Origin of the sequence: Bacteroides sp. 1_1_14 (assembly GCF_000162515.1) — a bacterium.
Taxonomy (GTDB): domain Bacteria; phylum Bacteroidota; class Bacteroidia; order Bacteroidales; family Bacteroidaceae; genus Bacteroides; species Bacteroides thetaiotaomicron.
Genome location: NZ_GG774709.1, coordinates 47,519 through 67,316, shown reverse-complemented (window position 1 = coordinate 67,316; position 19,798 = coordinate 47,519). Strand labels below are relative to the sequence as shown.

At 43.4% G+C, this 19,798-nt stretch carries 18 protein-coding genes; 8 read left to right on the top strand and 10 right to left on the bottom strand.

Going from position 1 to position 19,798, the window contains the following annotated elements:
* Positions 1-39: 39 nt before the first annotated feature.
* The 3 genes from HMPREF9007_RS27270 to HMPREF9007_RS06410 are packed head-to-tail and all read left to right on the top strand — an operon-like array spanning position 40 to position 2,765.
* Positions 40-480: a hypothetical protein gene (locus HMPREF9007_RS27270; RefSeq protein ID WP_008762806.1), complete on the top strand. Its 441-nt coding sequence runs from the start codon at positions 40-42 to the stop codon at positions 478-480.
* Between the two features lie 56 nt (positions 481-536).
* Positions 537-2,036: an acetyl-CoA hydrolase/transferase family protein gene (locus tag HMPREF9007_RS06405; protein ID WP_008762805.1), complete on the top strand. Its 1,500-nt coding sequence runs from the start codon at positions 537-539 to the stop codon at positions 2,034-2,036.
* Between the two features lie 3 nt (positions 2,037-2,039).
* Positions 2,040-2,765, top strand: a complete 726-nt coding sequence (locus HMPREF9007_RS06410) for an energy transducer TonB (RefSeq protein WP_008762804.1) — start codon at positions 2,040-2,042, stop codon at positions 2,763-2,765.
* A gap of 40 nt (positions 2,766-2,805) precedes the next feature.
* On the opposite strand, the gene HMPREF9007_RS06415 is transcribed toward HMPREF9007_RS06410, so the two are convergent.
* From HMPREF9007_RS06415 to HMPREF9007_RS06445, 7 genes are all read right to left on the bottom strand, one after another.
* Entirely contained in the window at positions 2,806-3,381 is a 576-nt protein-coding gene (locus tag HMPREF9007_RS06415) for a hypothetical protein (RefSeq protein ID WP_008762803.1), read from the bottom strand.
* 2 nt (positions 3,382-3,383) lie between these two features.
* Entirely contained in the window at positions 3,384-3,977 is a 594-nt protein-coding gene (locus HMPREF9007_RS06420) for a sigma-70 family RNA polymerase sigma factor (RefSeq protein ID WP_022471760.1), read from the bottom strand.
* Positions 3,946-5,268 (bottom strand): hypothetical protein, encoded by a 1,323-nt coding sequence (locus HMPREF9007_RS06425; protein ID WP_032850612.1) that lies wholly within the window; start codon positions 5,266-5,268, stop codon positions 3,946-3,948. Before HMPREF9007_RS06425 ends, HMPREF9007_RS06420 begins: the two co-directional genes overlap by 32 nt.
* A 12-nt stretch (positions 5,269-5,280) precedes the next feature.
* Positions 5,281-6,525: a hypothetical protein gene (locus tag HMPREF9007_RS06430; RefSeq protein WP_008762800.1), complete on the bottom strand. Its 1,245-nt coding sequence runs from the start codon at positions 6,523-6,525 to the stop codon at positions 5,281-5,283.
* Between the two features lie 170 nt (positions 6,526-6,695).
* Positions 6,696-8,102, bottom strand: coding sequence for a D-alanyl-D-alanine carboxypeptidase/D-alanyl-D-alanine-endopeptidase (gene dacB, locus HMPREF9007_RS06435; protein ID WP_008762799.1), 1,407 nt, complete (start codon positions 8,100-8,102; stop codon positions 6,696-6,698).
* A gap of 89 nt (positions 8,103-8,191) precedes the next feature.
* On the bottom strand, positions 8,192-9,535 hold the full coding sequence (lpdA, locus tag HMPREF9007_RS06440) for a dihydrolipoyl dehydrogenase (protein WP_008762798.1): 1,344 nt from the start codon (positions 9,533-9,535) through the stop codon (positions 8,192-8,194).
* A gap of 11 nt (positions 9,536-9,546) precedes the next feature.
* Positions 9,547-9,942, bottom strand: a complete 396-nt coding sequence (locus tag HMPREF9007_RS06445; protein ID WP_008762797.1) for a PH domain-containing protein — start codon at positions 9,940-9,942, stop codon at positions 9,547-9,549.
* A 107-nt stretch (positions 9,943-10,049) separates the two neighbouring features.
* Here HMPREF9007_RS06445 and nadB point away from each other — a divergent pair, with 107 nt between their 5' ends.
* Entirely contained in the window at positions 10,050-11,621 is a 1,572-nt protein-coding gene (gene nadB / locus HMPREF9007_RS06450) for an L-aspartate oxidase (protein WP_008762796.1), read from the top strand.
* A 2-nt stretch (positions 11,622-11,623) separates the two neighbouring features.
* Positions 11,624-11,896: a DUF4884 domain-containing protein gene (locus HMPREF9007_RS06455; RefSeq protein WP_008762795.1), complete on the top strand. Its 273-nt coding sequence runs from the start codon at positions 11,624-11,626 to the stop codon at positions 11,894-11,896.
* Between the two features lie 73 nt (positions 11,897-11,969).
* Here the strand turns inward: HMPREF9007_RS06455 and rbr are convergent, their stop codons facing one another.
* Positions 11,970-12,548: a rubrerythrin gene (rbr, locus tag HMPREF9007_RS06460; RefSeq protein WP_008762794.1), complete on the bottom strand. Its 579-nt coding sequence runs from the start codon at positions 12,546-12,548 to the stop codon at positions 11,970-11,972.
* 244 nt (positions 12,549-12,792) lie between these two features.
* Between rbr and sulP the strand changes: the two genes are divergently transcribed.
* A complete protein-coding gene (gene sulP, locus HMPREF9007_RS06465; protein ID WP_008762793.1) occupies positions 12,793-14,472 on the top strand; it encodes a sulfate permease in 1,680 nt (559 codons plus the stop codon).
* A 93-nt stretch (positions 14,473-14,565) separates the two neighbouring features.
* Here sulP and HMPREF9007_RS06470 read toward each other — a convergent pair whose 3' ends face one another.
* Positions 14,566-15,696 (bottom strand): DUF5009 domain-containing protein, encoded by a 1,131-nt coding sequence (locus HMPREF9007_RS06470; RefSeq protein WP_008762792.1) that lies wholly within the window; start codon positions 15,694-15,696, stop codon positions 14,566-14,568.
* Between the two features lie 271 nt (positions 15,697-15,967).
* Between HMPREF9007_RS06470 and HMPREF9007_RS06475 the strand changes: the two genes are divergently transcribed.
* The gene (locus tag HMPREF9007_RS06475) at positions 15,968-17,401 is read left to right on the top strand and encodes a sialate O-acetylesterase (protein WP_008762791.1); all 1,434 of its coding nucleotides are present in this window, start codon (positions 15,968-15,970) and stop codon (positions 17,399-17,401) included.
* Between the two features lie 810 nt (positions 17,402-18,211).
* Positions 18,212-18,544 (top strand): hypothetical protein, encoded by a 333-nt coding sequence (locus HMPREF9007_RS06480; protein ID WP_008762790.1) that lies wholly within the window; start codon positions 18,212-18,214, stop codon positions 18,542-18,544.
* 367 nt (positions 18,545-18,911) lie between these two features.
* Here the strand turns inward: HMPREF9007_RS06480 and dinD are convergent, their stop codons facing one another.
* Positions 18,912-19,661 (bottom strand): DNA damage-inducible protein D, encoded by a 750-nt coding sequence (dinD, locus tag HMPREF9007_RS06485; RefSeq protein WP_008762789.1) that lies wholly within the window; start codon positions 19,659-19,661, stop codon positions 18,912-18,914.
* Positions 19,662-19,798: the final 137 nt, after the last annotated feature.

Below are 19,798 nucleotides of genomic sequence, written 5' to 3'. Positions count from 1 at the left end.
TGTAACTTTGGCAGATTAACTATTTAGAAGTGAAACAGAATGGAAGATTTTTTGAAATTTCTCCTGATAGCAGGTGTCATTCTTGTGGGAATATTCAAAGAGGTGAGCAAGAACAACAAGTCGAAAAAGGCTCAGAATAAACGCCCCGTCCCGCCTGCACCGTCTCCGGTCGAAGTAGATCCTGATGCTATTCCCATACCCGAATTCTGGGGGAGAGGCAGCAGGACTATGGACGAACTGCTACAGCCCATACCCATAGAACAACCGGCTCCCAAACCGGTGCCAAAGAAAAAGAAAAAAGAAGAAGTATCTGTGGCTGCATCCATAGCAAACAGTTCCGCACAAGATAAACGAAACACGAAGCAAGGTTCCCACTATGACCATCCGGAACCTGACAGCGACCAAGACTTCTCCATCCATTCCGTAGAAGAAGCCCGCCGCGCTATTATCTGGGGAGAAATCCTGCAGCGAAAGTATTAAGTGATAAGTATTAACCAACAAATATCAACCGCATTTAACGCGAAATTATACTATTTATGTCATTCAATCGTATTTCGGCAGCAGAAGCTGCAAGCCTGATCAAACATGGCTACAACATCGGTCTGAGCGGATTTACTCCCGCCGGAACTGCAAAGGCTGTTACAGCTGAACTTGCAAAAATTGCAGAAGCGGAACATGCCAAAGGCAACCCATTTCAAGTAGGAATTTTTACAGGTGCTTCTACCGGAGAATCTTGCGACGGCGTCATGTCTCGTGCAAAGGCCATCCGCTACCGCGCCCCTTATACCACCAACTCCGACTTCCGCAAAGCTGTGAATAACGGTGAAATTGCCTACAACGACATCCATCTGTCGCAAATGGCACAGGAAGTGCGTTATGGCTTCATGGGCAAAGTGAACGTAGCCATCATCGAAGCCTGCGAAGTGACTCCGGACGGAAAGATTTATCTGACCGCTGCCGGTGGTATTTCTCCGACTATCTGCCGCCTGGCGGACCAGATCATCGTTGAGTTGAACGCCGCACACAGCAAATCCTGCATGGGTCTGCACGACGTGTACGAACCGCTCGACCCGCCTTACCGCCGCGAAATCCCCATCTACAAGCCAAGTGACCGCATCGGATTGCCTTATATTCAGGTAGACCCGAAAAAGATCGTAGGCGTAGTGGAAACCAACTGGCCGGACGAAGCACGCTCTTTTGCCGCTGCTGATCCGTTGACTGACAAGATCGGTCAGAACGTTGCCGACTTCCTCGCTGCCGACATGAAGCGTGGCATCATTCCGTCTACTTTCCTTCCGCTGCAATCGGGCGTAGGAAATATCGCTAACGCCGTACTCGGTGCACTGGGACGTGACAAGACGATTCCCGCATTCGAAATGTACACCGAAGTTATCCAGAACTCCGTCATCGGTCTGATCCGTGAAGGACGCATCAAATTCGGTAGTGCCTGCTCACTGACTGTTACCAACGACTGCCTGGAAGGTATTTACAACGATATGGATTTCTTCCGCGACAAGCTGGTTCTCCGCCCGTCGGAAATCTCAAACAATCCGGAAGTGGTACGCCGACTCGGCATTATCTCTATCAATACGGCAATCGAAGTCGATCTGTACGGAAACGTAAACTCTACCCATATCGGCGGTACAAAGATGATGAACGGTATCGGCGGCTCGGGAGACTTCACCCGCAACGCTTATATCTCAATCTTCACTTGTCCGTCTGTAGCTAAGGAAGGAAAAATCAGTGCTATCGTACCGATGGTGTCTCACCTCGACCACAGCGAACACTCTGTGAACATCATCATCACCGAGCAAGGTGTAGCCGATCTTCGTGGCAAAAGCCCGAAAGAACGCGCACAGGCTATCATCGAAAACTGTGCACACCCGGACTACAAACAGTTACTTTGGGATTATCTCAAACTGGCAGGCGGCAAAGCACAAACTCCGCACGCTATTCAGGCTGCACTTGGCATGCACGCCGAACTGGCCAAAAGTGGGGATATGAAGAATACGAATTGGGCGGAGTATGCCAGATAAGGCATGAAACGTCTGTCGTTCATACTATCATTCATCGTTTGTATTTGCGTTGCAAATACAAACGATGTTTTTTCGCAAAAAAGGGAACTGCAACAGTTCAAGGGCAAGGTGACCAACCAAGAAGGAGAACCGGTACCCTATGTCAGCATCTATGTTCCGGGAACTGGCAGAGAAACCTCTTCGGATATGTCTGGAAACTTTTCTATAAAAGCCAAACATAAAGAAACTGTTTACTTCAGATATATAGGAATGAAAGATGTGCAGATACAACTGGATAAAAATAATCCGTCGGAAATTCTTGTGCAGATAAAGCCGGATACTTTTCGCCTTGATAACGTTATCATTAGGAAAAAGCAAATTATCGAAGTTAAACCCGAAGATATACCTAATGATATTATGATCACTATTATAGAACATAGTCCCGACTTTCCGGGCGGATTAAGCGGACTAAGGGAGTATCTGAAGAAAAGCATACAGTATCCGAAAAAAGCTTTCCGGGCAGGGGAAGAAGGTCAAGTCACAATAGAATTCACCATCGACCCAAAAGGGAATGTAATCAATGCACAAGTTGTAAAGAGCGTATCTGCCAAATTAGACAAAGAAGCCTTACGCATCATAGAGTCCATGCCGCAATGGAAACCGGGTATGCAGCGAGGCCGTCCTGTAGCAGTGCGCATGTCTGTCCCAATAGACTTCGTGATCGATCAAGTCTACAAAGCCATTGATTGAGGGGAAATAAACCGAAAGCCTCTCGTCAGAGGTTCAGCACTCATTTACATGGAATAGTCGCCAACATATGGAACGGATAGTTACTCTCCGCAACAGTCATTCCGTTTGCCGCATAGCACTCGCTATCCGGGTCTGGTAAAGTCATTGCCTGCTGTAAAAGAGCAGAAGATATAAAGTCAGACTCCGATCGTTCTGATATCGCTTCGCTCTGTCTCGCATGCTTTTTCGGAGAAGCAGACTTCGACTTTGCTGCATTTGAAGTAGCTACCAAAGACTTCAGATGAACTTCCCGATAAACAGTATCTACCCGTTCATGGATAACAACTACCGTATCAATGACTGTAGTGACAACGGCAATCTGATCAGATTGCGTATTACTTCCACCCGGGAAGCCATATCCGATGGTCCATCCCAGCAGACAGGCAGCTGTCAGCCACCAGGGAGAAACCTTCAGTCTCATCCTCTTCTTTTGATTCTTCCGAACAGCTTGCATTAAAGAAGAAAAATCAGCCGGAGTATGCTCCGATTTTTCCTGTTCGTATTGTTCTTTAGCAAAGTGAATCAACTGCTGCACATCCTGTGACTTTTCCAGTCTCTCTAAATCATCATTTTTCATTTTCAGTTGTTTTTGGGGTTATAGTTAGACAAAGAACGCTGTAATATTTTAAGTGTATAGTATAAACGAGACTTCACTGTACCTTCCGGACAATGAAGAATCTGCGCAATTTCCCGTACCGAAAGCTCTTCCTCATATCGAAGTGTATATGCAGCCCTTTGTTCGCTCGTCAGGCTGGCAAGTACTTTCTTCAACTGCTCATTAAAGATTCTACGGTCATGCATGCTCTCAAACTCCGGCGAAACACAGTAATCCTTTTCTAACGGATGAGACTGTTGTGAAAAATATTCCTCCTCTATTTCACGGTGCCGGTATTCATTCTTACAAAAATTATATGCAATGGCAAAAGCCCATGTGGAGAATTGCTTTCCAGTCTGATAACTACTCCGTGCTTCATAAATGCGGAGAAATAACTCTTGTAAAAAGTCATCTGCCAACGCAACGTCTCCGGACATCATACGGATGAAAAAACCTTTAAGCCGGGGAGCGTAGCGACGATAAAGTTCCTCAAATGCCTTCTCGCTCTTCTTGGAAACAAAGCGTTCCATGAGCTGCTCGTCCGTCTCAGTGTATGTCAAAGAACTGAATAGCATCATAGTCCACTCCATCTATTAGTTTCTGATATTCTTTTCTCATATCCTTCCCCTGCTTAAAAGGTCCACCTTTCTTGCGCATCTCATCGATATAGGCAAAAATCGCATCCATCAGCTTTACATATTTATTCATCTCCACATTTGCGATCCTTCTGGGGGTAGTCGAATAATCCAGAATACTTTGTAATAAGCTCTTTAATCTTATGTATTGGTTTTTATCTCCACTCATTTGATAAAATCGTAATAAAGGAGAGAAAGCGATGATATAATTACCTAGAATATGAATACCACTTGAAAAATGAGACTGATCCTCTATCAACGGGTGGCGCAAATAGTCCAGCAGATAATTCTGCTCAAAATTCTTTCTCGTAGCCGCCAGATTATTGTATGGTTTAGACGAATACCGAAATACCAGCCCCTCCGAATAGAGGCTGTCTTTCATCTCTTCCAATAAATCTCTGTGGTAGAAAAAATGCGTATAATACACAGGACGTTTCTCTTTTTCGGCAAAATACCACAATCCAGGACATCTCACCGTCTTTGCATCCGGAAGCGTTTGCACATCTATTCCCACTTCCTGCCATAACTGACTCTCCTGAGTAGGATTCCTCAAGTCGGCAACATCGACCACCTTCACATCCGTAAAGAGTCCGATGCCGTATTGCAACAGATAGCGGTAATAGGTACCAAGATTCAAGTCAGAGACAAGTATGGCGTCTTTCTTTAAACCGGAACACTCATTATAAAAATAGAATAGAAAGGCATGGGAAAACAATCCGCTGTCATACCATTCACGGGCAAGCTCCTTTATCTTGTCCATATCTTTTTTATGGTGATAATAGGTCAGATCAGAGATATAGTCGCGTTCACTGGTACGCTTGATAGAGAGTATCTTTTGTTGAATTACTTCCCGTTTTCCCTCATCGGTTTCCAAATTCAGCAAATGCCGATAGTAAGTCCGTGTATCAGGAATCCACTTCTTCATTTTCTTCACGATGCCATGTTGTTCCCTTCGCAATCTTTGCACCTGCAGAGAATCCTTCCACCACACTAACTTTGCCTCTTGATATTCAGCATTACAAGCAACCCAATAATTCTCCCATGCCTTTTCATTCCGCTTATCTTTCTTTAACTCAACCTGCCAGGCATCCTTCTGCGCCCGATACCAATCTGCCCCCAAAGGAAAGAAACCATCCAACAACCGGACTTCCAAAGGTTCTGCTTTCTGTTCCTGGGCAAATACGGTATGTCCAAGCACTACGAAAAGGAGTAACATATAAATAAGTCGTTTCATGCTTTTCTGAGTTTATTGAAGATTGATGCTTTTCTGATATTGCTCCCGCACCTCCTTACTAAAAGATTTTGCATTGTCAATGACAGATTTCAGTAACAAGTATAGTTTGTCATAATGATTCAAGTCTCCTGATTCTTTGTAAAACTGTAACAGAGCTTTCAAAGCAGGTACATAATAAAGACTCAATGCTTCCGTCAATTGGGGATTAAAAGCTACAGTCGCCACTGTCTCCGGATAAAAAGTCTCACGCAGGTAATCCATCAAATATACATTCTCAAAATTCCGCCGCACGATCGCCAGATTATCATAAGATTTAGGAGAATATTTCATCAATAATCCCTCGGAGTGCAGGCAATCCTTAAACACACTTCTGGAAAGTTCATCCATCGTAATAGAAAAATATACGGGACGGTTTGTATGCCGGATAATGTAATCTACCTGTCTCTTGATTTTCTTGGAATACGTTTTCATAAAATCTGTAGGGGAGATAAATCCAGTCGTATCATTATTTTCTTCTTTATATTTAGGGATTCCCAGTTCTTCGGTCAGTTTATCCATATACGTAAAGCTAGACAAGAAAGGATACACAATAATCTTCTTATCATTAAACATATCTTTCGCATTCTGAAGCATTCTGGCACCGTATAAGTCAAGGCTTCCACCCATAAAGATGATAGCATCCTTATCTGCCGAAGCCAGCTCGTTATAGGCAAAATTGAGTATCTGCGCAGGAAATTCACCGGATTGATACCAACGTACACATATATCTTTGAGCCGCTTCTCATCTCTTAATGACATAGACATGTAAGTAGGATAATGCAAAATAGCATCAGGCCATTTGTCTATAATTTCTTCGATTGGCATTCTCTTTTCACCCGGCTTAATGTTCATATTCCGCATAACTTCATACGTAGCGGTATTAGGGATGCTTTGCTTCATTTCTGCCATCATTTCATCAAACTCTTTCTGTATATCTGCCCCAACAGCAAGTGTAGCAGATGGTTTCATCGAAAGCAATAAGGATATTCCTTTTAGTGACTGGAGTTTCCCTGCATACTGCATCCATGCTTTTTCGTCTTTAGGGTTTTCCTTTACTTTCTGTTTCCATTGGTCTATCTGCTCACGCAAGGAATTTGCAACCATTTCAATAGAGTCGGAAGACAACTCAGCATCATAATAAGTAGATTCAACTTGCGAATACAACAGTGTAGCACAAGAACAAAACAGGATAATCAACAGATATTTGATCGTTTTCATTATTCACTCTTTTATTAAATTCAACATTGCTTAATTAGAACCGTTCTGACAAAGCATACACGCAAGCAAAGCAAACGTTCAAATAAAAGAGTACTTTTTTTTGCAGGTGTTTACTATTTGCATCCACAACGGGTTCAACGTCCCGTCCAATAATCTATTCATCACTCCATTCAAAGTCCGATAATCACCTCACAAACCTTATCCTGAAACGCCCTCGCCCTGGCTGCCGAAAGCACATTCTGATTCATAATGGCAAAAGCCACTTCATGTCCATTCTTCATCTTCAGATAACCGGCAAGGGCATTGATAGCTGTAAACGAACCGGTCTTTGCATGGACATTTCTGAATGCGGAAGTATTCTTCATTCTGTTTTTCAGCGTTCCGTCTATTCCGGCAACAGGAAGCGACTTATACAATTTCTGAAAAACATCGGATTGTGAATAGGCATATTTCAGAAAATCGACCAACAGGGCAGGAGACAGGTAATTATAATTAGACAATCCGCAACCATCCGCGATCTTATAGTCTTTCGGATCGTGCCCGAGGTTACGAACCAGTTTCATAATCTCAACAATACCATCTTCTGCCGTCACACGCTTCTTCCCTGTAGCTTGTGACGCAATCTGGCAAAGCATTGCTTCCGCATTCAGATTATCACTTTCCTTCATCAACTGATTCAAGACCTTCTGCACCGGAGTCTCCCAGCGAGCCATCTGCTCTGCTCCATCGGACGGTAATTCAGTAAAACCGTACGATTCGGGAACCACGATTCCTTTCGCACGGAGGCGTTCCAAAAAAGTATGCATAAAGAAACTCCCTGAATCATAGATGTTTATCAAATCCTTTCTAAACGTAGGAACATTGCCTGTCACGATCAGATTATTCCCATTGGTCAACCAATCTCTTGATAACGAATACTTTCCGGCAGAAGGAGTACGTGTCTTTGTCCGGTTCGTCAAGGTATAATAAGAAGACACAGGCTTACAGGAAACGCTTGCCGTATCTCCTTGCAGAGAGCCGGGAACCACCGTCACCTCCACAGCACCCTTACAAAACATCAACGGAGACATATAAGGCTGATAAGCCTCCGGAGTATCATCCCATGCCCATCCGTGCCCCCAATAAAGGGAATCTTTCATCGAAACATCGCCATACACCTGTCCGTTGATCACCGAAAAAGGGAAGGTGATTACTTCTTCGATCAATGAATCCATCATCAAACTGTCAAATTCCGGATCAAACCCACCGACAACGTATAAGTTGCCTTGCAGCGTATCATGCTCTATCACCCCGTCGTGCCATACTTCCGTACGGAAAGGATTGTCCGCATCGGGACGGGAGAGGGCTGTAATAGCCGTGAGCAGCTTCATGGTAGAAGCCGGGCGGGAGAGTTTCGTATCACGATAAGTATATAATGACTTCTTCGCTGTCAGGTCATACACGGATATGCCGACTTCGGATGCTTCGGGAAGCATTCTTTTGATTAGTGAATCAATCTGAGAAAGATTTGCCTGTCCCCATACGGATGCGGGCAACAGGGCAACTGATAAAACCAAAAACAACAAATACTTCTTCATCAACCTTCCACATTAACCTACATTAACTTTCATGCTACTTCAGCTTCTTCCGTATCTCGAATATCACGGCTATCCGCTTATGCTCAATCTTATAATGCTTCCCGGAAAATCTCTCCTACCGTAGGATGAGGGAAAACAATCTTCTTCCATGCGGCGGCAGTCAATCCAAGCTCAATGGCAGTACCGGCAAGAGTGATGATTTCCGAAGCAGGATTGCCCAGCACGTGTGCTCCGATTATCCGTTCCTGTTCATCCAGCAGTACTTTGCAGACCCCGTTCACGCCTTCATTCTCCGCCACAAAACGACCGGAATAAGCCATCGGAAGTTTCACCACCTTATAAGTAATTCCTTTTGCTGAGGCCGATTCTTCCGTTTCTCCGACTCCTGCAATCTCCGGATTCGTATAAACAACGCCGGGGATAGCCCGGTAACTCATAGCATCTTCCTTACCCAAAATAGAATGTACGGCAACCTCGGCCTCACGGACAGCCGTATGAGCCAACAAAGAAAAGCCTGTCAGATCACCGCAGACATAAACGCCGGACAGCGAAGTCTGCATCTTCTCATTGACCTTGATAGCGCCACGCCCGGTTTTATCCAGATTCAGATTTTCGAGTCCGAAACCTTTCGTCACAGGTCGGCGTCCAACGCTCATCAATAGTTTTTCTGCTGTAACACTGCCCTTTCCTTCTGCATTCTCGTATGAAACAACCGCACCCTCTTCCGTCTGTGATAAAGCGACAACTTTAGTGCTGAGCAGGAATTTAATGCCCCGCTTCGCATATTCGGCACGAAGCAATGCAGACAGTTCCTTATCCATTCCTCCCAAAATCTCATCCATCATCTCAATCACCGTTATCTGCACACCGAGACTATTAAAGAATGACGCAAACTCCATACCGATCACTCCACCGCCCACAATGGCAAGGGAGGCAGGCAGTTCCTTACTGTCCAGCGCATCCCGATGTGTCCAGTAATTCACCGTTTCCACACCGGGAATAGGAGGGATAAAGGTCTCGGATCCTGTACAAAGGATCAGATTTTCCGCATTGTATGTCTCTTCGCCACAGCGAACTGTATTTTTATCTATGATCTGCGCCTCTCCCGTCACCATCGCGACATTATTGGAGATCAACTTTGCCTTTACACCCAATACCAGTTTGCGCACCACTTTACTTTTACGGGCAATGATCTTCGGCAAGTCAAAAGAGACTTCGGAGACATTCACCGCATATTTCGAGGCATGACGTGCACTGTCGTAAGTCTTTGCCGAATACAACAGCGTTTTCGTCGGGATGCATCCTTCATTCAGGCAGACACCTCCCAAATTATTCTTCTCGATAAGGAGTACGCTCAAACCGGCTTTGCCGGCAGCTTCGGCGGCTGTATATCCTGCGGGACCACCACCGATGATAATGACTTGGTATTTCATAGGTATAAAATTTATTGTTCCATTCTCTTTTTAATCAACTCCACAAATTCACGTTCCTTGACAGGCATCACCGAAGCAAACTTTCCGTTTCCATACTCTATCAAGACATAATTCGTCACCGAAAACTTTCCGAATTTCATGGAATGATACTTCCGGATAGCTGTGATTTCGGCAATAGGAATTACTTTTTTACGCATAAAACGTCCGGTGGATATCTCCAGAACTCCATCGGTAGATACAGTGTAAACCGTATGAATAATCTGTTCGATGACTACAATAAGCAGGAGCATTAGTAACACTGCCGGCAAGATATATTTACACCACAAAGCGCCCACGGCATTTACAGTAAGCACCACCAGCAGAAAATACTGGTACCAGGCGATGCGGGCATGAAAAATTCGATTCATTTTGTCAGATTTTTGCGTGCAAGGTAGCAAATTTATGAATTAGTGACAACGAAAAGAACAACGAAGTGACTTATTTTGTAGCTTTGCGGTGAGAAATAAACAAAATTATGGTAAGAAAATTCGATTTCCTCGTTATCGGCTCCGGAATTGCCGGTATGAGTTTTGCGCTCAAAGTGGCGCACAAAGGTAAAGTTGCTCTTATCTGTAAAAGCGGGCTGGAAGAAGCCAATACGTACTTCGCACAAGGAGGAGTGGCGTCCGTCACCAACCTGCTGGTGGATAATTTCGACAAACACATTGAAGACACGATGATTGCCGGCGACTGGATCAGTGACCGTAGCGCAGTAGAAAAAGTAGTGCGCGAAGCGCCTGCGCAAATTGAAGAACTGATCAAATGGGGCGTGGACTTCGACAAAAACGAGAAAGGCGAATTTGACTTGCACCGCGAGGGAGGACACTCCGAGTTCCGCATTCTTCACCATAAAGATAATACGGGAGCAGAGATTCAGGACAGCCTGATCAAAGCCGTGCAAAGGCATCCGAACATCGAGGTGATCGAAAACCAGTTTGCCGTTGAAATACTGACCCAACATCATCTGGGAGTAACTGTTACCCGCCAGACACCGGACATCAAATGCTACGGTGCCTACATCCTCGACCCGAAAACCGGAAAAGTAGATACCTACCTCGCCAAAGTGACTCTTATGGCCACCGGTGGAGTAGGAGCTGTTTATAAAACGACCACCAATCCGCTAGTCGCTACCGGAGACGGTATCGCCATGGTCTATCGTGCCAAAGGTACAGTGAAGGATATGGAGTTTGTGCAATTCCACCCCACCGCCCTGTACCATCCGGGCGACCGCCCTTCGTTCCTGATTACGGAAGCGATGCGTGGCTACGGTGGCGTACTCCGCACAATGGACGGCAAGGAGTTCATGCAAAAATACGATCCCCGTCTTTCACTCGCTCCGCGCGATATCGTAGCCCGTGCTATTGACAACGAAATGAAAAATCGGGGTGATGACCATGTTTATCTTGACGTCACCCACAAAGACCCGGAAGAGACAAAGAAGCACTTTCCCAATATTTACGAGAAATGCCTCAGCTTGGGCATCGACATCACCAAAGATTACATTCCGGTAGCTCCGGCAGCCCACTATCTTTGCGGCGGTATCCTTGTAGACCTGAACGGACAGTCTTCTATCGAACGCCTCTACGCAGTGGGAGAGTGCTCCTGCACCGGTCTCCACGGTGGTAACCGTCTGGCTTCCAACTCACTGATCGAAGCTGTCGTATATGCCGACGCTGCCGCCAAGCATAGCCTGAGAGTTGTAGACCAGTATGCCTACAACGAAGCTATCCCCGAATGGAACGACGAGGGAACCCGTTCACCGGAAGAGATGGTACTGATCACGCAAAGCATGAAGGAAGTCAACCAGATTATGAGTACTTATGTAGGTATTGTCCGCAGTGACCTTCGCCTGAAACGTGCCTGGGACCGACTGGATATCATTTACGAAGAAACTGAAAGCCTGTTCAAACGCAGCGTAGCCTCCAGAGAGATTTGCGAATTGCGTAATATGGTCAACGTAGGATATCTGATTATGCGTCAGGCGATGGAACGCAAAGAAAGCCGCGGATTGCATTATACGATTGATTATCCACATGCTAAAAAATAATCATGAAAACATTAACTAGACTATTTATTCTTTTATTCGTTATGGCAGGTGTAAGTTCCTGCTATACAGGGATCCCATTGAAGCAAGGCAAATCGGAAAACAACCGAACTTACGAAGTCAGCTATTTGTTCGAGCATGACGGAGTCAAAGTCTATCGTTTTATGGATATGGGAAACTATGTGTACTTTACAACAAAAGGAGATGTGACCAGTATCAAAAATGACTCTACGAAAGAAAGGACTGTAACGATCTACAGAGACGATAAGTTCAGATAAAAATATGTCTTAATAAAATGGCGCTTGCATATGATTGCAAGCGCCATTTTTATTATCTAATAAACACCTCTTATTAATAGTTTTCTTTCTTCACCTCGAAATAAGCCTGCGGATGCAAACATGCCGGGCAAACTTCGGGAGCTTCCTTACCGATTTCGATATAACCGCAGTTACGGCATTGCCATACCACTTCGCCTTCTTTAGCGAATACGGTCATATTTTCGATGTTGTTCATGAAAGCCAAGTATCTTTCTTCGTGGCCTTTCTCGGCGATTGAGATATTGCGGTACATAGCGGCAATCATCGGGAAACCTTCCTGTTCTGCCACATCAGCGAAATGAGGATAATCCAGTGACCATTCTTCATGTTCGCCGGCAGCGGCAGCGCGAAGATTTTCGAGTGTATTACCGATCACACCGGCCGGATAGCTGGCAGTAATTTCTACCATACCACCTTCCAGGAACTTGAACATACGTTTAGCGTGTTCCTTTTCCTGATCAGCTGTTTCTGTGAAGATTGCTGAAATTTGTTCGTAACCTTCCTTCTTTGCAACACTTGCAAAATAAGTGTAACGCATTCTTGCCTGTGATTCTCCTGCAAATGAAGTCAGCAGATTCTTCTCTGTCTGGGTTCCTTTAATGCTTTTAGTCATAATTCTAATCTATTTTAAAATTGGTTATTACCAAACGTAACTTGTCGTACTATTTATAACGCAAATATAAGCGATTTGTTCGTAATAAGCTCCCTTTTCTTAATGAATAAAAACTATCGATTCATAGATAAAACCTATCAACAATCAAATAGCATGTTGCTAAACATACTTATCTCGATTATTTTGCGTAATTTTGCAACCTCTACTTTGCAAAAGAGCAAATTATATATAATAATTCACAGAAATGAAGTTATTTGAATTTAAACCCAAATTGGTTTCTTGTTTAAAGAATTATTCGAAAGAAACGTTTATGGCGGACCTGATGGCAGGCGTCATTGTCGGTATCGTAGCACTTCCACTGGCCATCGCCTTCGGTATTGCTTCGGGAGTATCGCCCGAGAAAGGTATTATCACCGCTATTATTGCCGGATTCATCATCTCTCTGCTGGGAGGAAGCAAAGTCCAGATCGGCGGACCGACAGGAGCTTTCATTGTGATCATCTACGGCATCATCCAGCAATATGGCGAAGCCGGACTGATTGTGGCGACGCTTATGGCAGGTGTTCTCCTTATATTATTAGGAGTGTTCAAGCTCGGAGCCGTTATCAAGTTTATTCCGTATCCCATTATCGTCGGTTTCACCAGCGGTATTGCCGTTACCATTTTTACTACGCAGATTGCCGATATCTTCGGACTGTCCTTCGGAGGTGAAAAGGTACCGGGGGACTTTGTCGGGAAATGGATGATTTATTTCCGTCATTTCGATACCGTGAATTGGTGGAATACCATCGTAAGTATTGTCAGCATCATTATCATTGCAATCACTCCCCGGTTTTCTAAAAAAATTCCCGGATCGCTGATTGCTATTATTGTAGTGACAGTGGCCGTCTATCTGATGAAAACTTATGGCGGAATAGATTGCATTCCGACCATCGGTGACCGTTTCACCATTAAGTCAGAATTGCCGGATGCCGTTGTACCGGCTCTGGATTGGGAAGCTATCAAAAATCTGTTTCCGGTAGCTATCACTATTGCAGTGCTGGGAGCTATCGAATCACTCTTGTCTGCCACCGTAGCCGATGGTGTGATAGGCGACCGTCATGATTCCAACACGGAATTAATCGCACAGGGTGCGGCAAATATCGTAGCGCCATTGTTCGGAGGTATCCCCGCTACCGGAGCTATTGCCCGTACGATGACGAATATCAACAATGGAGGTAAGACACCGATTGCAGGTGTTATCCATGCGATTATCCTTCTTCTGATTCTTCTTTTCCTGATGCCCCTTGCACAGTATATTCCGATGGCTTGCCTTGCCGGAGTACTGGTCATCGTATCTTATAATATGAGCGGCTGGCGCGTCTTCAAGGCTTTACTGAAGAATCCGAAGTCCGATGTCACCGTACTGCTGATCACTTTCTTCCTGACTGTTATCTTCGACTTGACAGTTGCCATCGAAGTAGGACTGATCATCGCCTGCGTACTCTTCATGAAACGTGTCATGGAAACTACTGAAATCTCCGTCATTACGGATGAGATCGACCCGAATAAAGAATCGGATATCGCCGTCAATGAAGAAAACATCATGATCCCTAAAGGAGTGGAAGTATATGAGATCAACGGCCCTTACTTCTTCGGTATCGCTACGAAGTTCGAAGAAACGATGGCGCAACTGGGAGACCGTCCGAATGTACGCATCATCCGTATGCGTAAAGTTCCGTTCATCGACTCCACAGGTATTCATAATCTGACTACACTTTGCGAAATGTCGCAGAAAGAAAAGATCACCGTCATTCTTTCCGGAGTCAATGAGAAAGTATATAAGGTGTTGGAGAAATCCGGATTCTATGAATTGCTGGGAAAAGAAAATATCTGCCCGAACTTCAAGGTAGCGCTGGACAGAGCGGAAGAAGTCATGAAATAAAGAGATTCCAACATAAAGAAAGAGCCATTTTTAATCCCGAAAAGCAGGAGATAAAATGGCTCTTTTTATTTTAAGAGAGGGATTACCACTCCACTAAACTTTTAAAAACAAGCCACGTTTATACATCATTCTCAACAGGAAGAAAAGAATAAGATAGTTAGCAAAAGTAAGCCATACGGGATAATAATCTCCCATGTATTGTTTCAGTCCGTAACTGACTGAATCAGCAATGCAACGGAAGTTCACCACTTCTCCCAACAGATAAGCCGTGATGGAATTCATACCATACACTTTCAGCCAGTTCAACCCGCGGCTGTGTCCTTTATAGTCAATCCAATAATAAAATAATGCCATCAACAGAAAGCAATAACCACCGGATAGTAATGTCATACTACCTGTCCACAAACGCTTAATGATGGGCATCTGCAAACTCCAAAGCATCGCCAGCCCTACTAAAAGCACACCAATGACCGACAGAGTCTGTACCACCTTTTTACGGTTCGCTTTCCCTTCTTTCATAATCTTTCCGGCAAAAGCTCCGAGCATGACAGTCACTCCGAATGTCAGACTGCTCCATATCCATGTGTAATTGTAATAAGGTGAAAAGCTCCACGTTCCGTCCTCATTCCAGAAAACACCATCTCTGAAACGACCTAAGACACATCTGTCCACCTGTTCGGCAAAATTTCCAGCCGGTGTGAAGTCACCCAAAAATGTCATGGGAATCCAGTATATGAAAAGCAACAATAAAGTGATTCCTATCTGCCACCTGAATGAAAAATGTAACTGAATGACTGCCGCAATAAAATAGCCGACAGCAATAGACTGCAAAGTATTTGAATAGAGATAAATATGACTGCTGTCCAGTCCAAGCAGATTTCCCTGAACAATCATTCCGAAAATAAACAGCAGAAACACCCGCCTCAGAATCCTCCGATAGACGGGCCAGTAACTGCCGGACATACCGACGTACTTTGACAGTGAAAACGGCATCGAAGCGCCTGTCATAAACAGGAACAACGGCATCACAAGATCCCAGAAACGGAATCCCTCCCACACTTCATGATCAAACTGATAAAGGATATCATTGAGAAACGGCAAGTTCAACTGTCGTGCCAATGCCGCAAACACCGGCTGAAAGAAGACAAGAAGAAATAGATCAAAACCCCGAAGAATATCCAAAGAAGCAAGTCTGGATGTGTTATTCTCTGATAATTTACTCATAGTATTAACAAATTCATATTATTATTCAGTTATTGTCTCATCAAAAACATATTCTGTAAAGCGTCTTAATACAAATATATTCAAAACTTCTTTCCCCTGCAAGTACCTCGGAAAGGAAATGAATCATTGGAATAGAAGCTAAGTTAGAGTAAATCGACCAAAATCTGTCAGAGAATGACTAAATAGTATTATTCCATATTCAAATTAGGTTGTAATTTTGCCCTAGACCTAAGTGAAGTATTTGTCAAATCCTAATTAATAAAACAATAGTATGAAAAAACATTTTCTGATTTTTACAATCTCTCTTTTATTTTTCTCGCTTGCACAAGGCAAAGTGAAGCTCCCTGCCATGATGGGAGATCATATGGTACTCCAACAAAACAGTTCCGTTAAGCTGTGGGGATGGGCAGACGGCAAAAAGGTGACTGTCACCACCTCTTGGAATAACCGTACTTATAAGGTATCGACGGACGATGAGGGAGCATGGCTGGTCAAAGTGGATACTCCTGCCGGAAGTTTTACTCCTTATTCTATTACCATCAGTGACGGAACCCGGGTCACGCTATCGGATATATTAATAGGAGAAGTATGGATATGCTCCGGTCAGTCTAACATGGAAATGACCATGAAAGGAAACATGGGACAACCCATCGACCATTCGCTGGAAACTCTTCTGAACGCAGGCAACTACCGCAACCGTATCCGTTTTATCACTGTCCCCCGAACCAAAGGAGTGAAAGAACGGACAGACTTTGAAGGAGCGAAATGGGAAGTTTCTTCGCCCGAAACCACTATGGATTGCAGTGCCGCAGGTTACTTCTTTGCCCGACAACTGACGGAAACGCTTCATCTCCCCGTAGGACTGGTCATCAACAGTTGGGGAGGTTCACGAATCGAGGCATGGATGACAGAAGAAACGCTCGCCTCCGTGGAAGGCGCAAATATAGAGGCCGCCAAAAATCCAAAGTTAGATACGAACAGCCGGCTGCAATGTCTGTATAATATCATGTTACTGCCTGTGAAAAACTTTACGGCACGCGGATTTCTATGGTATCAGGGAGAGTCGAATCTATTCAACTATCAGATCTATGCTCCGATGATGACCGCAATGGTCCAGCTTTGGAGAAATGTATGGGAAGCACCGGATATGCCTTTTTATTATGTCCAGATTGCTCCGCACAAATATGGAAACAGCCGGAATATAAATTCCGCCTTATTGCAGGAAGCACAAATGAAAGCATTACAGACAATCCCCAACTCCGGAATGATTCCTACGATAGATGTCGGCGACGAGTTCTGCATTCATCCTCCTCAGAAAAATGTAGTAGGACTCCGGCTGGCCAATCTCGCACTGACTAAAACATACGGTCTCCATAAATTTCCATCTACCGGACCAATGATGACAAAGGTGGAATATTCCAAGAACAAAGCGATCGTCACGCTCGACAATGCTCCTTCCGGACTGGCACCGGGCAACTGTGAATTGGAAGGTTTCGAGATTGCAGGAGCCGACAAGAAGTTCTATCCGGCAAAAGCACGGATTGCAGGTCGCACAAGAAATGTGGAAGTATGGAGTGATCAGGTCGCCCAACCGGTAGCCGTACGGTATGCTTTCCGCAATTATGTAGGAAACATCACTTTACGCAATACATTGGGGATCGCTGCTTTCCCGTTCCGGACGGATACATGGGATGATGTAAAGTAAGAGCTGATTAGCCTGTGTGCAGGGTATATATGTCCTGCGTACAGGAGCTATATATCCAACGCGCAGGAGCTATATATCCAATATATTGGGCATATAGCTCCTGTATATTGAATAATAGTCCTTTTTCAATACACTATATTTCATTCATTCCTGCACAGCTTTGAATCATTTCCTGCGTGTAATGAGCTAAACAGTACAAGAATAGACTAATACTGATTAACACATATCTGCCTCTTATCTTTAATAAATCTATCTCCAAGTTATGCATAAAACTATTCGTCTAACAGTTGTTGAACTTTCGTCTGACTACTGTTGTTTTTTCGTCTAACAACTGTCAGACGAAAGTTCAACAACTGTCAGACGAATAGGCTCAAGTATAACGAGTACTAGTTCTTTGCATACACAGTATTAAGTCTTAGTAAAGGAAGTGATCTGCAGGCTAGTATTTACTTTATTATTATCAACGAAATTATAAAACAAAATTATTTGTAAAACAAATAATTATCGCTACTTTTGTCTCATGCTTACTTTCATGCGTAGAAAGAGGCTTTTAAATTTTGTATTGAGAACGGTTATTTATTGCATTCATATATAAAATCGGCTAATTTTATCCACGAGTGACAATGAGTGACGGGTCTCGCGCACAATCGTATATATACTTTGTTATATACCAATTGGGCGTGGGACTATCACTTTTGTCGTGGAGGGGTCTAGCCGATACCTATATATGGCATAAGTAGATAGTTTCCACGTCCTCTTCTTTTATAAACCGCGCACCAACAGGAAACTGATGCGGCAACATAACAAAACATGCAATCAGATTTTAAAAAAGACATTATTCAGTTAATGCAATCTACTAAACTCCTTCACTCTCCACTCTCCGAATTATCGGAAGAAGAAAAAGGAATTGCTTATGAACTGTTGAACCGTTTGGCCGACGGAGCCGTCGATGAAAACTACACCATGCTGGACTATATGCAGATGGCACGCCTTTATTACAATCTTGGAGAATTAAGTAACAATTTATTTGGAGAGCAAGATAACCCACATTATAAAAAAGCCATTTACTATTTAGAGAAAGGAGGCATTGACCTGAGTATGAATAAATGGCTGGAACTAATCAGTTTACGTACAATAGAATAAAGATTACTATCTAATAGAATGATTCTCACTTCATAAAAAGAGTATTCAAATGAAGAAATCCCTAACCAGATTAAATATGGAGGTAGCAGACTGAAGGACTGCTTGTGAAAGTAATCCTTCCCGTCTGTCTCCCAAAGAGGATGCCAATAGTTCCCCACAGGCATCCTCTTTTGTTATATATCAATGATTTACACGAAACGCATTTGAGGCCGATTGTTTTTTTCGCAGAAATCATTTATTCATGCAGAAAAAGCGAGTAAAGCTACCCTATTAATTATTTAATCATCCTTTAATTTTTTCTGTTCTTTTTTCTCTATGCTTTTAATACTTTCTACTGTGGGTAAATCCTCTGGCATAGTACACCTAATTATTTAATTGTTTGGCGAACTTTGGCTCCTACTTGATAGTGAGTCTGATTAGCTTTCTGTTTTCCTTGAATCTGCTCACGGCGAAGTTTATCTTCTGTTTGTGTAGCACGAAATAAGTTGGCTGCTAATTCAGTACTTCCCATATGATCCAGTATCTTTTGACTTTTCTTTAAACCTTTATGTGTATGTATAGCTTTCGCATCCAATCCTCCATATAATCCTTTATAACCATAATTTTGGAAGATTGCATAATCTTTGGAATCAAGTACACCAGCATCTTTAGCAGCACTAGCAAGCTGAGCATTATGCTTTGCTAACTCATTACGCAAGAATAAACGCTTCTCATCTTCCGTAGAAAGATAGTTATATTCATCCATCTGCTTAATTTCTGCAATACGGGTCTGCACAGCAAAATAAGTTTGCCCATTGGCAACAATTTCTTTACTGGGATCTGCATTCTGAATAATTAAGTAGCAAGCATAGCGAGAAAGCTTAACTGAATCGACCGGACGTTTTCCTCCTTTCCCTATTTCTATCATATCGAGGTAATCCTCGAAATGATCCATAAAATTTTGGCCACTATTGCGACAAGCTTCTTTCGCCTTCTCAATCACCGGAATAAAATGACGATATTCTGAATACTCTAAAACTTTTGCCATATCCCTAGCTGACCAAAATTCATTACCGTTCTCATCTATTCGTCTTATCTGTTCAAAGATAGAGTTATGTTGTTTTTCTATATCACTCATACTTTTGTTATTTTATATTATTTGTTTGTGAAAATTATCTTTGAGATTTATCGCTTTATTTCCTTCTTCCCTGTGTACTTGGTAAATGTATAAAATTAATCTGAAAGTCTATCTATTATACGTATATTTATAACGTC